This window comes from Microlunatus sagamiharensis (assembly GCF_900105785.1).
Lineage (GTDB): Bacteria > Actinomycetota > Actinomycetes > Propionibacteriales > Propionibacteriaceae > Microlunatus > Microlunatus sagamiharensis.
The window spans coordinates 2,071,910-2,086,023 of sequence record NZ_LT629799.1; the positions used below are offsets into that span (position 1 = coordinate 2,071,910).

General features: G+C 74.6%; 14 protein-coding genes and 1 pseudogene. 5 read left to right on the forward strand and 10 right to left on the reverse strand.

The window, feature by feature from the left end; all coding sequences use genetic code 11:
* Positions 1–4 precede the first annotated feature (4 nt).
* The 5 genes from BLU42_RS09410 to BLU42_RS09430 all read right to left on the reverse strand — a co-directional run bounded on the left by BLU42_RS09410 (position 5) and on the right by BLU42_RS09430 (position 4,584).
* The gene (locus BLU42_RS09410) at positions 5–1,135 is read right to left on the reverse strand and encodes an ATP-binding protein (RefSeq protein ID WP_091074211.1); all 1,131 of its coding nucleotides are present in this window, start codon (positions 1,133–1,135) and stop codon (positions 5–7) included.
* The gene (locus tag BLU42_RS09415) at positions 1,132–1,938 is read right to left on the reverse strand and encodes a DUF5691 domain-containing protein (RefSeq protein WP_091074212.1); all 807 of its coding nucleotides are present in this window, start codon (positions 1,936–1,938) and stop codon (positions 1,132–1,134) included. The genes BLU42_RS09410 and BLU42_RS09415 overlap by 4 nt, the downstream gene beginning before the upstream one ends.
* Positions 1,935–3,266 (reverse strand): SWIM zinc finger family protein, encoded by a 1,332-nt coding sequence (locus BLU42_RS09420; RefSeq protein WP_172825776.1) that lies wholly within the window; start codon positions 3,264–3,266, stop codon positions 1,935–1,937. The genes BLU42_RS09415 and BLU42_RS09420 overlap by 4 nt, the downstream gene beginning before the upstream one ends.
* A gap of 74 nt (positions 3,267–3,340) precedes the next feature.
* The gene (gene folP / locus BLU42_RS09425) at positions 3,341–4,231 is read right to left on the reverse strand and encodes a dihydropteroate synthase (RefSeq protein WP_231918533.1); all 891 of its coding nucleotides are present in this window, start codon (positions 4,229–4,231) and stop codon (positions 3,341–3,343) included.
* Between the two features lie 47 nt (positions 4,232–4,278).
* Positions 4,279–4,584, reverse strand: a complete 306-nt coding sequence (locus BLU42_RS09430) for a hypothetical protein (protein ID WP_091074214.1) — start codon at positions 4,582–4,584, stop codon at positions 4,279–4,281.
* Here BLU42_RS09430 and BLU42_RS09435 point away from each other — a divergent pair.
* Together BLU42_RS09435 and BLU42_RS09440 are read left to right on the forward strand one after the other, a co-directional pair.
* A complete protein-coding gene (locus BLU42_RS09435; RefSeq protein ID WP_091074215.1) occupies positions 4,550–5,569 on the forward strand; it encodes a glycoside hydrolase family 3 N-terminal domain-containing protein in 1,020 nt (339 codons plus the stop codon). The two genes, BLU42_RS09430 and BLU42_RS09435, sit on opposite strands and share 35 nt — an antisense overlap.
* A 138-nt stretch (positions 5,570–5,707) precedes the next feature.
* On the forward strand, positions 5,708–6,862 hold the full coding sequence (locus BLU42_RS09440; protein WP_091074216.1) for a ScyD/ScyE family protein: 1,155 nt from the start codon (positions 5,708–5,710) through the stop codon (positions 6,860–6,862).
* A 4-nt stretch (positions 6,863–6,866) separates the two neighbouring features.
* On the opposite strand, the gene BLU42_RS09445 is transcribed toward BLU42_RS09440, so the two are convergent.
* Both BLU42_RS09445 and BLU42_RS09450 read right to left on the reverse strand, forming a co-directional pair.
* Entirely contained in the window at positions 6,867–7,196 is a 330-nt protein-coding gene (locus BLU42_RS09445) for a hypothetical protein (protein ID WP_197680691.1), read from the reverse strand.
* Positions 7,193–7,609: a DUF3224 domain-containing protein gene (locus tag BLU42_RS09450; RefSeq protein ID WP_091074217.1), complete on the reverse strand. Its 417-nt coding sequence runs from the start codon at positions 7,607–7,609 to the stop codon at positions 7,193–7,195. The genes BLU42_RS09445 and BLU42_RS09450 overlap by 4 nt, the downstream gene beginning before the upstream one ends.
* 170 nt (positions 7,610–7,779) lie before the next feature.
* Between BLU42_RS09450 and gabT the strand changes: the two genes are divergently transcribed.
* On the forward strand, positions 7,780–9,138 hold the full coding sequence (gene gabT / locus BLU42_RS09455; protein WP_091080022.1) for a 4-aminobutyrate--2-oxoglutarate transaminase: 1,359 nt from the start codon (positions 7,780–7,782) through the stop codon (positions 9,136–9,138).
* A 4-nt stretch (positions 9,139–9,142) separates the two neighbouring features.
* Positions 9,143–9,538: a VOC family protein gene (locus BLU42_RS09460; protein WP_091074218.1), complete on the forward strand. Its 396-nt coding sequence runs from the start codon at positions 9,143–9,145 to the stop codon at positions 9,536–9,538.
* Between the two features lie 191 nt (positions 9,539–9,729).
* Here BLU42_RS09460 and BLU42_RS09465 read toward each other — a convergent pair whose 3' ends face one another.
* The 3 genes from BLU42_RS09465 to BLU42_RS09475 form a co-directional block, all read right to left on the reverse strand.
* A complete protein-coding gene (locus tag BLU42_RS09465) occupies positions 9,730–11,160 on the reverse strand; it encodes an aspartate aminotransferase family protein (protein WP_091074219.1) in 1,431 nt (476 codons plus the stop codon).
* 62 nt (positions 11,161–11,222) lie between these two features.
* Positions 11,223–11,708: an Lrp/AsnC family transcriptional regulator gene (locus BLU42_RS09470; RefSeq protein WP_231918534.1), complete on the reverse strand. Its 486-nt coding sequence runs from the start codon at positions 11,706–11,708 to the stop codon at positions 11,223–11,225.
* A complete protein-coding gene (locus BLU42_RS09475) occupies positions 11,705–13,384 on the reverse strand; it encodes an APC family permease (protein ID WP_091074220.1) in 1,680 nt (559 codons plus the stop codon). The genes BLU42_RS09470 and BLU42_RS09475 overlap by 4 nt, the downstream gene beginning before the upstream one ends.
* A 140-nt stretch (positions 13,385–13,524) precedes the next feature.
* On the opposite strand from BLU42_RS09475, the pseudogene BLU42_RS09480 reads away from it, so the two are divergent.
* Positions 13,525–14,079, forward strand: a pseudogene (locus BLU42_RS09480) (saccharopine dehydrogenase family protein); the annotation flags it as partial.
* Positions 14,080–14,114: the final 35 nt, after the last annotated feature.

Below are 14,114 nucleotides of genomic sequence, written 5' to 3' on the forward strand. Positions count from 1 at the left end.
GCGCTCACCCGGGGTCCTGGCACGCCTCGTAGAAGGCGCCCCAGCCCGGCCGCTCGCGGACCACGACGTCGAGGTACTCCTGCCAGGCCTGCTGGTCGGCGACCGGGTCCTTGACAACCGCGCCGACGATGCCCGAGGCGACGTCGGCCGGGCGCAGGACGCCGTCGCCGAAGTGCGCGGCCAGCGCGATGCCGTTGGTGACGACCGAGATCGCCTCGGCGGCCGAGAGCGTCGCCGTGGGTGAGCGCACCGCCGTGCGCCCGTCGGCGGTCACGCCCGAGCGGAGCTCGCGGAACACCGTCACCACCCGCTCGATCTCCTCGGCCGCGGTGCTGACCGGGGGCAGCGACAGCGAGGCGGTCAGGTCGGCGACGCGCGTCGTGACGATGCGGACCTCGTCCTCGACGTCGGTCGGGAGCGGCAGGACCACCGTGTTGAACCGCCGCCGCAGGGCCGAGGACAGGTCGTTGACGCCCTTGTCTCGGTCGTTCGCGGTGGCGATGACGTTGAAGCCGGGCCGCGCCGCGACCTCGCGGCCCAGCTCGGGAACCGGCAGGACCTTCTCCGACAGGACGGTGATCAGCGCGTCCTGCACGTCGGAGGGGATGCGGGTCAGCTCCTCGACCCGGGCCAGCGCGCCGCGCTCCATGGCGACCATCACCGGCGAGGCGACGAGCGCCTCCGGCGTCGGCCCCTCGGCCAGCAGCCGGGCGTAGTTCCAGCCGTAGCGGATCGACTCCTCGGCCGTGCCCGAGGTGCCCTGGACGAGCAGGGTCGAGTCGCCCGACACCGCCGCCGCCAGGTGCTCCGAGACCCAGGACTTGGCCGTCCCCGGCAGCCCGAGCAGCAGCAGCGCCCGGTCGGTGACGAGGGTGGCGACGGCGACCTCCATGAGGCGTCGCGAGCCGATGTACTTGGGGACGACGACCGTGCCGTCACCGAGCGTGCCACCGACGAGGTAGGTGACGACCGACCACGGGGACAGCCGCCAGCGAGGCGGGCGCGGGCGGCCCTCCTCCGCGTCGTGCGCCTCCAGCGCCGCCAGCTCGGCGGCGAAGGCGACCTCGGCGTGCGGCCGCAGCACCGCCGGCCCGCCTGCCGCGGCGCTCGCCGGGTCGGTCGCGGTGTCGGTCATCGGCGCTCCTGGAGGGCGTGGGGACGGGTCTGGACGTGGTCGGGCGCGAGGGGCACGGCCCGCCGCTCGGGCGGGACCCGGTCGGGGTCGAAGGCGTGCGCGAGGTCCCAGCGCACCCAGAGGACCTCCTCGGCCGCGGACAGCCCCGCCCGGGCCGACGGGACCTCCGCGGCCAGACCGGCGTCCGCCACCGCGTCGTACGCGTCGAGCGGCAGGCGGGTGCCGACGCCCTGGCCCTGCGCGCGCGCCGCGGCGGGGCCGAGCGCGCCGGTCGCGAGCGCCGCGATCTCCCGCCGCGCGGCGTCGGGCGTCAGCCGGTCGTCCGCGGGCTCGGACCCGGGGTCGGCCACCGCCGCCTCGGCCGCCCGCACGAGGGCGGACCAGGCGGGGTTGTGCCGGGCGAACCACAGCCCGCCCGGCCCGAGCGCGGCGCCGACCCGGCGGCGGTCGAGGCGGGAGGCGCGCCGGGCGCTGTCGAGCACCCGCGTCCAGTGCTCGGGCGCCAGCCCGGTGCCCGCGTCGAGCGCCTCGCGCAGCCAGAGGTCGACCAGCGGCTCCGAGCCGCTCGCCAGCAGCTCGTCGAGCACGGCCCGGGCGGCCTCGCTCGGGAGGGGTCGGTCGAGGGCGGGACCGGGTGCGGGCGGTGCGACGCTCGCCGTGCCCGCCGCGACGAGGGTCAGGGCGCGCCGACGCCCGGCGCCGGCGAGCAGCCAGGCGGCGGGGTCGTCGCCGTCGGGAGCCGGGACCGGACGTCGGTCGGTGCCGAGCAGGGCGGCGTTGACGAGGTCGACCGCGGTGCTCACGCGACCTCCAGCAGCCGCGGTGCGGCGAGCGCCGAGCCCGGCTGGAGGACGCGCACGGCGAGGAAGCCGCTCGGGCCCCACTCCCCGAACACGTCGACCGGACGTCCGCCCGAGGCCGCGAGCAGCGGCCACGGCTCCGTGGCGCCGGGCAGGAGGCGGACCGCCGTGCCGTCGGCGTCGGCGAGGTGCCAGGGCTCGCCCGGGCGGGTGGGCACGACGGGCACCGCCCTCAGCACCGCCGGCATCCGGGTCGACCAGGGGTCGGCCGCGAGCTGTGCGGCCCAGGCCCGCTGCGTCTCGACGACCCCCGCCTGCGGCCAGTCCGGCGAGGTGTCGTCGGCCTCGCGCCGCTCCTCCAGCAGCACGCGGTGCTCGGCGGCGCCGGGGTAGCGGTGCGCGGTGGCGTCGAGGACCTGCCCGACGGCCACGCTGTCGTCGAGGCCGGAGCCGGGCACCGCGAAGCTCAGCAGCAGGGCCCAGCGGCGGCTCGCGCTCCCCCACAGCCACACCCGGCGCGACTCCAGCCGTCCCTCCAGGCTGTCGACCGCGCCGAGCGCTGACCAGCGGTCGGCGACCGACGGGCCGCCGAGCCCGTCCAGCACGGCCGCCCTGGCCACGGGGTAGCCGATGCGGGACCGGACGGTGGCGGCGAGGTCGGCGGGCAGGGCGTCGAGGCCGCGGTGCGCGAGGACGAGCAGGTGGAGCCCGGCCAGCGCCTCGAGCAGCCGGGCCGGCCAGGCCGACTGGTCGGTGCGCGCGAGCAGGCCCGGCAGGCCGCGCAGCAGCCCGGCGACCCCGGGGGCCTGGGCGTCGACCATGCGGGCGGCCACGCCCTCGACGCGGGCCCAGGGCTGCCGCTCCCAGGCCGACAGCCCGGTGCGCACCTGGTCGAGCAGCCACCGGTCGAGCTCGTCCAGCCCGGCCGCGACCTTGGCGCGGCGCTCGGCGGCGCGCGCGGCGGCCGCGGCGGCGTCGGGCACCCGGTCCGCGTCGCCGGTCCCCGGCCCGTCGGCGGTCGCCGGCACCTGCGCCCAGCCGGGTCGCTCACCGGGCGGGAGCAGGCCGTCGGCCCAGCGCAGCAGCAGGGCGAGGGCGTGCTTGCAGGGCGACTTGCGGCTCGGGCAGGTGCAGGTCGCGCTCAGCGCGGGCGCCGGCCCGGGAGCGACGACGACGGCGTACGTCGCCGAGCCGCGGCAGCGACCCCAGAGCAGCGGTCCGCCCCGCCCCGACTCCGACCAGACGCGGCTCGACACGAGCGGCAGCGCGGCCCGGCGGGACGCGTCGTCCGGCGCCGAGGCCACCACCTGGCCACGCGTCCAGACCTCCACGCCCGACACAGTAGTGAGGGCCACCGACAATCCCGGGTGCTCGCGGGCCCGGCCAGGGCCGCCCGTACGCGTGGTCAGTCCACGTTGTGCCGGAGCTCCTCCGGCTCGCGCAGGCCGAGGACGGCCTCGAGCATCCGCGCGGCCGCGACCGACGCCGCGACGTCGTGCATCCGCAGCACCCGCGCCCCGCCCAGCACGCAGGCCGAGGCGGCGGCCAGCGAGGGCGCGAGCCGCTCCGGCTTGGCGAGCCCGGTCGACTCGCCCACGAAGTCCTTGTTGGAGACCGCGGCGAGCAGCGGCAGCCCCAGGTCGGCGATCTCGGGCAGCCGCCGGGTGAGCTCCAGGCTGTGGCGGGTGTTCTTGTTCAGGTCGTGGCCGGGGTCGATCACGATGCGGTCCTCGGCCACCCCGCGGTCGCACGCCGCCTGGACCCGGGAGGCCAGGTGGGCCTTGACCTCGTCCACGACGTCGTCGTAGCGGGGCCGGCGCAGGTGCGTCCGCGGCGCGGCCAGGCTGTGCGTGATCACCACGCCCGCCCCGGTCGCCGCGACGACGTCGGCGAGCTCGGGGTCGCGCAGGCCCGTGGTGTCGTTGACGACCAGCGCACCCGCCGCGATCGCCTCGCGCGCCACCTCGGGCCGGTAGGTGTCGACGGAGATCACGACATCGCTGCGGGCGGTCGCCCCGGCGACCACGGGGACGACCCGGTCGACCTCCTCGGCCACCGGCACGTCGGCCGCGTCCGGCGAGAAGGGCACCCCGCCGACGTCCACCCAGTCGGCACCGGCCTCCGCCGCGGCGAGCACGGCGTCGACCGCGCGCTCGAGGCCGTAGGTGCGGCCCGCGTCGAAGAAGGAGTCCGGGGTGCGGTTGACGATCCCCATGACGAGCACGCGCCGCGAGAAGTCCGTCGACCACGGGCCCCACGTCACCCGCGGGTGCCGCAGCGGGGGCAGGTAGACCACCCGCCCAGTCTCCACAGGGCCGTCGGCGGCGCCCCGAGCGCCTATCGTCACCGGGTGCGCCGCCTCGCCCTCGTCGCTGCCGCCCTGGTCCCGCTGACCTCGCTGGCGACCGCCACCGCCTGCTCGAGCCCGGCCGCCACGACGAGCGCGGCGAGCACCGCGGCGCCCGTGCCCTCCAGCGCGACCCCGACCGCGAGCCGGACCCCGAGCCCGACCGCGAGCCCCGCCGCGACCCCGTCGACGAGCGCGACGCCCTCGCCGAGCGGCTCCCCGGCCGCCTCGCCCGGGGCCCGGAGCTGCGCGGACGTCGTCGCCCGGATGAGCCTGGCCGAGCAGGTCGGCCAGGTGGTCATGGTCGCGCAGAGCTCGACGCAGGCGAGCCGGTCGGGACGGGCGACGATCCGCCGCCTGCACCTCGGGTCGGTCGTCCTGCTCGGCAACAGCACGGCCGGCCGGTCGAGGACCGCGCGCCTGACGAGCTCGCTGCGCCGCGACGTGGGCCGGGTCGACGGCGTCGGCCTGCTCGTCGCGGTCGACCAGGAGGGCGGCCTCGTCCAGCGGCTGCAAGGCCCGGGCTTCACCCGCGTGCCGAGCGCGGAGGTCCAGTCCGGCTGGTCGGACAAGACCCTGCGCACGCGCGCCGCGACCTGGTCGAAGGAGCTCCACGAGGCCGGCGTCGACCTCGACCTCGCACCGGTGGCCGACGTGGTGCCGCGCTCGGTCGGCACGCGCAACGCCCCCGTCGGGGCGCTGCACCGCGGCTACGGCGCCGACCCGGTGGTGGTCGCCCGCAAGGACGTCGCGTTCGTCGAGGGCATGCACGCCGGCGGCACGGCCACGACCCTCAAGCACTTCCCCGGCCTCGGCCGCGTGCGCGGGAACACCGACTTCGCCGCGGAGGTCGTCGACGGCACGACCACCCGGCGCGACGCGCTCCTCGCCGGCTTCCGGTCCGGGGTGCAGCACGGCACCGAGGCCGTGATGCTCTCCTCGGCCACCTACCGCCGCATCGACCCCGACCACCCGGCGACCTACTCGCGCACCGTGGTGACGACGATGCTGCGCGGCGACCTCGGCTTCTCCGGCGTCGTCGTGTCGGACGACCTGCTGGGCGAGGCGCTGGCGAGCACGCCGGTCGGGACCCGGGGGGTGCGCTTCGTGCAGGCCGGTGGCGACCTCGCCCTCGTCGGCAGCGTGGGCGCGGCCGCCCAGGTCCACCGCGGCCTGCTCGACCGGGCCCGCTCCGACCGCGCTTTCCGGACCCGGGTCCAGCAGAGCGCGACGCGGGTCCTCGAGCTCAAGAGCGGGCAGGGCCTGGTGAGCTGCTCAGGCTCGTGAGGGACGTCCGCAGCACATCGGTTCCGTGCCGGAAAATGACGTGAAGACGTACTGAGAAGACTCTGGTGGACGCTCAGCAGTTGTCGTAACTTCCCTCTCACCCCGCCCGGGGGGACAGATCAGAGTCAAGGGGGATGCATGATCGTACGGAAGCGGCTGACGCTCGTCGCCGCAGCAGCGCTCGCCTGCGCAGGGCTGGTCGGCACGGCGCCGGCGTCGGCGGGGAGCCCCGCCGAGGCACCCGCCGCGCAGCCCGGGGTGACGGTGCTCGCGACCGGCCTGAACGGGCCCCGCCAGGTGAGCGGCACCAGCAAGTACCTCTACGTGGCCGAGTCCGACGCCGCCCAGGTGTCGCGGGTCAGCAAGGCCTCCGGGGCCGTCAAGCTCCAGGTCAGCGGCGCGGCCCTCGCCCAGGGCGTCGTCCGGACCAACGACCGCTTCTACATCGCCTCCGGCGAGCAGGCCCCCGACGACGCGCGCGCGGTCAACGGCTCCTCGGAGATCCTCGTCGCGAAGACCGGCCGGCGGCCGAGCACCTTCGCCGACCTGCTCGCGTACGAGCTGAAGCACAACCCGGACAACCAGACCCAGTTCGGGGAGGACGGCAACCCGCTGGACGCCCTGTCCAACCCGTACTTCGTGGTCAGGAGCCAGGTCAGGGGCGGCTTCCTGCTCGCCGCCGACGCGGGCGGCAACGACGTCCTGGCGATCTCGAGGTCCGGCAAGGTCTCGACGTTCTTCGTGCCGCCGTCGGTGACGACCGGGCCGTGCGCGGGGGCCGAGCAGAACTCCGACGCCGGCCCGAGCTGCGACGCGGTCCCGACCGGCCTCGCCTGGGGCCCGGACGGCAACCTCTACGTCTCGGCCGCGACGGGCCTGGCGCCGGGTGAGGGCCGGGTCTACGTGGTCAACAAGAACGGCAGGCTCGTGCGCACCTGGACGGGCTTCGACGGCCCGACCGGCGTGGCGGTCGGCGCCGATGGCGCGGTCTACGTCTCCGAGCTGCTCGAGGGTTTGCCCGGCGAGCCCGGTGCGGCGGCCGGCTCGGTCGTGCCCTCGGCGAGGGCCGCGGAAGCGGCGGCGGCCGAGCCCGCGTTCGACCCGGCCACGGTCGGGCGGGTCGTCAAGGTCGCGCCGAACGGCGACCGGACCTTCGCCCAGGTGACGATGCCGGCGGGCCTGCTGTACGCCGACGGGACGCTCTACGCCTCGGCGTGGGCCGTCGCCGGAGAGTTCGGGATCGCGGACGCGGGCCAGGTCGTCAAGGTCGACGCGTCGGCCTTCTCGAAGTAGGGCCTCAGCGCTTCGGCCGCTTGCCCCGCCAGGCGAGCGACCGGGCGTCGAGCTCGCGGAGCAAGGGGTCGCCCTCGGTGAGCAGCCGCTCGCCGAGGGCGACCGCCCCCTGCAGCTGGTCGTCGTCGAGCTGCCGGTACGCCGCCCCGGCCCGGCGGTCGAGGTGGTCGTACCAGCAGCCGCCGACCGCGTCGTCGAGCAGCACCCGGCCGAAGCAGTGGTTGAGCCGCAGCACCCACCCGTCCCGGCGTGCGGCCTCGGGCAGGTCGCCGTCCACGAGCGCGCGGTAGCGCTCCAGCAGCGCGGCGCGCCGCGCGGGCTCCAGCCCGCTCACGCGGTGCGCAGCGACCAGTCGAACCAGACGCGGTGCGTGCCGTCCTCGTCGACGCTCATCCCGCCGCCGCCCGCGATGCCGGCCAGCTCGCCCGTGCCGCTGCCCTCGGCGATCGCGAAGTGCTCGGCGTAGCGGTCCTCCCCGTGCGTGGAGGCGGCGTGCACGAAGACGAAGGAGCCGCCGCGCCCGGACAGCCGGCCGGCGAAGGACTCGACCGCGACGTAGGTGCCGGTGCCGTCCGGCGCCTGCCCGCCGCTGAAGAGCGTGGCCGAGACGCCGTCGACGTCGCCGGAGTAGCGCTTCTCCATCGTGGCCAGCCCGACCGGCATGGCCGTGGTCACCGCGACCGCCGCCTCGACGTCGACCGGGACGAAGCCCGCCACCGCGAAGGTCCCCTCGGACCGTGTGCTCATGGGCACTCCTCTCCTGACGCGCCCAGCGTGGCAGACGGCGCCGACGGCCTCCCGGGCTGCGGAGGAGGCGGGTCAGGGCCCGTGCCGCGAGCGACACCGAGCAGCAGGCACCGAGCCCTACAGTGGCGGCACAGGGCGAGACGCTCGACGCCGCAGGAGGAACCGTGTCCGTGACCGACGACCAGGCTGACCAGCGCACGGCGCTCGGCGGACCGGGGCTGCCCCAGGAGCGCCGGCTCGTCACGAGCATCCCCGGCCCGCGCTCGCGGGAGCTCGCGGACAGGCGTACGGCGGCGGTGGCGAGCGGGGTCAGCTCCTCGATGCCGGTGTACGCGGTCGCCGCGGGCGGCGGCGTGCTCGTCGACGCCGACGGCAACTCCCTGATCGACCTCGGCTCGGGCATCGCGGTCACCACCGTGGGCAACGCCGACCCGGCCGTCGCGGCCGCGGTCGCCGCGCAGGCCGCGCAGCTGACGCACACGTGCTTCACGATCACGCCGTACGAGGGTTACGTCGAGGTCGCCGAACGGCTCAACCGCCTCACGCCCGGCGACCACGCGAAGCGCAGCGCGCTGTTCAGCTCCGGCGCCGAGGCCGTCGAGAACGCGATCAAGATCGCCCGGCACCACACCGGCCGTACGGCCGTGGTCGCCTTCGACCACGCCTACCACGGCCGCACCAACCTGACCATGGCGCTGACGGCCAAGTCGATGCCCTACAAGGCGGGGTTCGGGCCGTTCGCGAGCGAGGTCTACCGCGCGCCGATGTCCTACCCCTACCGCGACGGGCTCTCCGGTCCGGAGGCCGCCAAGCGCGCGATCACGGTGATCGAGAAGCAGGTCGGAGCCGCCGACCTCGCCGCGGTGATCATCGAGCCGGTGCAGGGCGAGGGCGGGTTCGTCGTGCCGGCCGAGGGCTTCCTGCCCGCGCTCCAGGAGTGGTGCACGGCCAACCGGGTCGTGTTCATCGTCGACGAGATCCAGTCCGGCTTCGCCCGCACCGGCGACCTCTTCGCCAGCGAGCACGAGGGCCTGGTCCCCGACCTGATCACCACGGCCAAGGGCATCGCGGGCGGGATGCCGCTGTCGGCGGTCACCGGCCGCACCGAGATCATGGACGCCCCGCACGCCGGCGGGCTCGGCGGCACGTACGCCGGCAACCCCGTCGCCTGCGCGGCGGCGCTGGCCTCGCTGGACCACTTCGAGCACGGCGGGCTCGTCGAGCGGGCCCGGGAGATCGGCACGCTGCTGCTCGACCGACTGCACGCCGCCCAGGCGTCCGACCCCCGCGTCGGCGACGTCCGCGGCCGCGGAGCGATGGTCGCGATCGAGCTCGTCGACCCCGCGTCGGGCGAGCCGGACGCGGCCCTCACCGCCGCGGTCGCCAGGCGCGCCGCGCGCGAGGGCGTGATCGTGCTGACCTGCGGCACGTACGGCAACGTGATCCGCCTGCTCCCGCCGCTCGCCATCGGCGACGACCTGCTCTCCGAGGGCATCGACGTGCTCCTCGGCGCGCTGGCCGACAGCTGATCGCGTGGACCTCAAGCTCGAGCTCGTCCAGGTCCCCGCGAGCGACGTCGACCGGTCCCTGGCCTTCTACCGCGACCGGCTGGGCTTCGTCCTCGACGTCGACGTCACCCCGATGGACGGCATGCGCGTCGTCCAGCTGACGCCGCCCGGGTCGGCGTGCTCGATCCTGCTCGGCACGGGCATGGGCGAGGCGTCGTCCATGACCCCGGGCACCCAGCGGGCGCTGCACCTCGTGGTCGCCGACGTCCGCGCCGCGCGCGAGGAGCTCGTCGGCCGGGGCGTGGACGTCGACGAGGTCGTCGACGTCGGCGGCGGCGTGCTCTACGCCTGGTTCCGCGACCCCGACGGCAACTCCCTCGCCCTCCAGGAGATGCCCTGGCGCACCGGCGAGAACTTCTGAGCGACGCTCACCTGTGGGCCGACCAAGGGGCGCTCCCTGAGCTCGTCGAAGGGCCCGGAACGGGTCGGCGTCCGTGAGCCGAGAAGGACGCCGACCTCTTCGAGGCCCTTCGACAGGCTCAGGGAGCGTCCGCGTCCGTCGACAGGCTCAGAGACGGTCCTCGCCCTTCGACAGGCTCAGGGAGCATTCGCCTAGATCAGCGCCCAGGCACGGGCGAGGACGTCGCGGAGGATGCCCTCCATCTCGTCGAACTGCTCCTGGCCGCAGACCAGGGGCGGGGCGAGCTGGATGACGGGGTCGCCGCGGTCGTCGGCGCGGCAGTAGAGGCCGGACTCGAAGAGCGCGCCGGACAGGAACCCGCGCAGCATCCGCTCGCTCTCGTCGGCGTCGAAGGTCTCCTTGGTCGCCTTGTCCTTGACCAGCTCGATCCCGTAGAAGAAGCCCTCGCCGCGGACGTCGCCGACGATCGGCAGGTCGAGCAGGCGCTCGAGCGTCCGGCGGAAGGCGGGCGCCTGCTCGTGCACGTGGTCGTTGAGCCGCTCGGTCTCGAAGATGTCGAGGTTGGCCATCGCGACCGCGGCCGACACGGGGTGACCGCCGAACGTGTAGCCGTGGCTGAACGTGGTCGTCCCGTGCGCGAAGGGCTCGAAGAGCCGCTCGCTGGCTATCATGGCGCCGATCGGGCTGTAGCCCGAGGTCATGCCCTTGGCGCAGGTGATGATGTCGGGGACGTAGCCGAAGTCGTCGCAGGCGAACATCGACCCGATCCGCCCGAACGCGCAGATCACCTCGTCCGACACCAGCAGCACGTCGTGCTCGTCGCAGATCTCGCGCACCCGCTCGAAGTAGCCGGGCGGCGGCGGGAAGCAGCCGCCCGAGTTCTGCACCGGCTCGAGGAACACCGCCGCCACCGTGTCGGCGCCCTCGAAGAGGATCGCCTCCTCGATGCGGTCCGCGGCCCAGCGCCCGAACGCCTTCGCGTCGCCGGCGACCACGTCGGGCGCTCGGTAGGCGTTGGTGTTGGGAACCCGGAACGCCCCCGGCACGAGCGGCTCGTACGCGGCCTTGGCCGACGGGATGCCGGTGATCGACAGCGCGCCCGCGGTGGTGCCGTGGTAGGCCACCGAACGCGAGATGACCTTGGTCTTGCCCGGCTTGCCGGACAGCTTGAAGTACTGCTTGGCCAGCTTCCACGCGCTCTCCACGGCCTCGCCGCCGCCGGTGGTGAAGAAGACCCGGTTCAGGTCGCCGGGGGCCAGGTGCGCGAGCCGCTCGGCGAGGTCGATGGCCGCGGGGTGGGCGTACGACCACAGCGGGAAGAAGGCGAGGTCGGCCGCCTGCTTGGCCGCCGCCTCGGCGAGCACGCGACGCCCGTGGCCCGCCTGCACGACGAACAGCCCGGCGAGACCGTCGAGGTAGCGCCGGCCGCGGTCGTCGAAGACGTACGCCCCCTCGCCACGCACGATGATCGGGACCTCGTGGCCCTCGCCGTACGCCGACTCGCGGGTGAAGTGCTTCCACAGGTGCTTGCGCGCGGCGAGCCCGCGGTCGGTGCCGCGCGGCGTCGTCGTGCCCGCGGCGGCTGCGTGGTCGCTCGTGGCTTCCTGCGGGGTGGTGGTCATCAGCGGTGCTCCTTGCCGTGGTGCTCAGGGGTTGCGGGTGGTTCGAGGGGCCGGGACGCGGGCTAGCGCGTGCCCCAGTCGTAGCGCTGCCGGTGCAGCTTGAGGTAGAGGAAGGCCTCGGTGCTGCTCACGCCGGGCAGGCGGCGGATGCGGGCCAGCAGGTCGAGCAAGTGCTCGTCGTCCTCGCAGACGACCTCGACGAGCAGGTCGAAGCTGCCGGCCGTGCTGACCAGGTACTCGACCTCGGGCAGCGCCTCGAGCCCTGCCAGCGGCGCCCCGGGGTCGCCGTCGACGCGGATGCCGATCATCGCCTGGCGCAGGAACCCGACCTGGGTCGGGTCGGTGACGGCGACGACCTGGATGACCCCCGCGTCGACGAGGCGTTGGACGCGCTGGCGGACCGTCGTCTCCGACAGCCCGACGGCCGTGGCCAGCGACGCGTACGACTGGCGGCCGTCGCGCTGCAGCATCTCGACGAGCCGGCGGGCGACGTCGTCGAGCGCCGGCGCCTGGGACCTCGGGCGGTCGGACCCTCCGCGGGTGCTCACGGCTCCGGCTCGTCCTGCGGCCGGACGGCGGTCGCGCCGGGCGGAAGGTTGGACCGGTCGGGGCTGATCACGGTGGCCATCTCCCCGGAGTCGGGCAGGGCGACCCGCGGCTGCTGCGTGCCCCCGTGCGCGAGCACGAGCTCGTCGGCCGCGCGCTTGGGCAGGGTCTCCCCGCGGAAGTAGGCCGGGTGCAGGCGCTGCCAAACGATCATGAGGACGAGCCCGAGCACGAGCGAGCCGATGCCGAGCACGAAGACGCCGCCGACCCCGCCGATGGAGGTCTCGCCGAAGTCGGGCTGCGCGTACTGGTAGCAGGCGATCACGAAGGCGGCCAGCAGCGAGACCCCGCCCAGGAAGGGGAACAGCCCGCGCATCACGAAGTGGCGGGCGCTCGTGGTCAGCGTGCGGCGGTAGAACCACACGCACGCGAAGCCGGTGAGGCCGTAGTAGAAGGCGATGAGCAGCCCGACGGCGGCGATGGAGTCGGCCAGGATGTTCTCGCTGACCAGCGTCAGGCCGACGTAGAAGACGATCGAGACGACGCCCATCCAGACCGTCGAGCTGCTCGGGGTCAGGTGGGTCGGGTGGATCTTGGCGAACCGCGACGGGAGGGCCCGGTACGCGGCCATGGACAGCGACGTGCGCGCCGTGGGCAGGATCGTGGTCTGCGTCGAGGCCGAGGCCGAGGTGAGCACGGTGATCACGAGCAGGACCTCCATGACGTGGCCGAAGCCGCTGTCGCCGAAGACCTGGGTGCCCAGCGCGGCGAAGATGTCGTCGGCGTTCTCCGGGTTGCCCAGCCCGACGCCCGAGTCGCCGACGCCGGCGAAAGCCACCATGGCGATCGACACGATCGCGTACGTCGCGAGGAGCAGCAGGGTCGACAGGATCGCGGCGCGGCCCGGCGTCTTCTCCGGGTCCTTGGTCTCCTCGTTGACCGCGACCGCGCTGTCCCAGCCCCAGTAGATGAAGACGGCGATCAGCACGGCCGTGACCAGGGCGTTCAGCGTCAGCCCCGAGGGCCACAGCCAGCCGAGCGAGGGCTGCAGCGAACCCTCCGGCGGCGACGCGCCGTAGACCTGGGCGAGCGCGTACACGGCGAAGATCACCAGCACGACGAGCTCGATGCCCAGCAGGCAGTACTGGATGCGGGCGCTCAGCTCGAGCCCGCGCCAGCAGACGTAGGTCATGACCGCGATCCACAGCACGCCGACGACGGTGGTCGCGAGGGTCGAGTCGGCGAGGTCGGAGCCGAAGAGCTCGAAGGTGTACTGACCGGCGATCTGGGCCAGGTTCGCCATCACGATGATGTCGGCGACGATGATCCCCCAGCCGCCCATCCAGCCGGACCTCGGCCCGAAGGCGCGCGCCGCCCAGGTGAACGTCGTCCCGCAGTCGGGCTCGGCGCGGTTCAGCTCGGCGTAGGCGACCGCGATGAAGTACATCGGCAGGAAGGCCAGGAGCATGATCGCCGGGGCCTTGACCCCGACGATGCCGTCGCCGCTGGAGACCAGCACGACGTAGCCGAGGCTCGCGGCGAGGCTGTACGCCGGGGCGGTCGAGGCGACCCCCACGACGATGCTGGACACGAGTCCCAGCGCGCCCTCCTTGAGGCCCTTCTCGCCGGCACCGGCGCCACCCACCGGGCCCACCGTGTCCTCGACCGTGCTCGCCATGGGGCCTCCTGGGTGCCGACATCTTTCCGCCGCCGTCAGATATGGCGCGGAATCCGTGGTTTCTGGGAGTGTAGGTCGTCTACGAGCGCGACCGCGGCTGGTACACCCTCGAGCCCTTCAGCGAGCCGGAGGTCTTCGACTTCCCGGGCGGCATCGGGCCGGTCGAGTGCGTCCACGTGGAGCACGAGGAGGTGCTCCTCATGCCGCGCTGGCTCGACGTCGACAAGGTGACGTTCAAGTACGGGCTCGGCACCGAGTTCATCGACGTGCTCAAGGCGCTGCACAAGGTCGGGCTGGACAGGACGGACCCGGTGGACGTCAAGGGCGTGCGGGTCAGCCCGCGGGACGTGGTCGCCGCCTGCCTGCCCGACCCGGCGACGCTGGGCGACGCGATGTCGGGCGCCACCTGCGCGGGGCTCCTGGTGACCGGCACCGGGAAGGACGGCCGGCCGCGCCGCGTCTACCTCTCCCACGTCGTCGACAACGCCGACTCGATGCGCCTCGACGGGGCGCAGTGCGTGGTCTGGCAGACCGCGATCAACCCCGTCGTCGCCCTCGAGCTCCTGGCGACCGGCGCCTGGACGGGCACCGGCGTCCTCGGCCCGGAGGCCTTCGACGCGGTCCCCTTCCTCGACCTCCTCGCCTCCCCCGACGGCTACGACTCCCCCTGGGAGCTCAACGAGCTGGAGCCCTGAGCCTGTCGGAGGGACCGGCCAACGCCCCCTGAGCC

Excerpts from the sequence above, each read along its gene's own strand:
- BLU42_RS09410 (WP_091074211.1), bottom strand. The coding sequence starts at position 1,135 with ATGACCGACACCGCGACCGACCCGGCGAGCGCCGCGGCAGGCGGGCCG.
- BLU42_RS09435 (WP_091074215.1), top strand. The coding sequence starts at position 4,550 with ATGAGCCTGGCCGAGCAGGTCGGCCAGGTGGTCATGGTCGCGCAGAGC.
- BLU42_RS09430 (WP_091074214.1), bottom strand. The coding sequence starts at position 4,584 with ATGACCACCTGGCCGACCTGCTCGGCCAGGCTCATCCGGGCGACGACG.
- BLU42_RS09440 (WP_091074216.1), top strand. The coding sequence starts at position 5,708 with ATGATCGTACGGAAGCGGCTGACGCTCGTCGCCGCAGCAGCGCTCGCC.
- BLU42_RS09450 (WP_091074217.1), bottom strand. The coding sequence starts at position 7,609 with ATGAGCACACGGTCCGAGGGGACCTTCGCGGTGGCGGGCTTCGTCCCG.
- BLU42_RS09465 (WP_091074219.1), bottom strand. The coding sequence starts at position 11,160 with ATGACCACCACCCCGCAGGAAGCCACGAGCGACCACGCAGCCGCCGCG.
- BLU42_RS09475 (WP_091074220.1), bottom strand. The coding sequence starts at position 13,384 with ATGGCGAGCACGGTCGAGGACACGGTGGGCCCGGTGGGTGGCGCCGGT.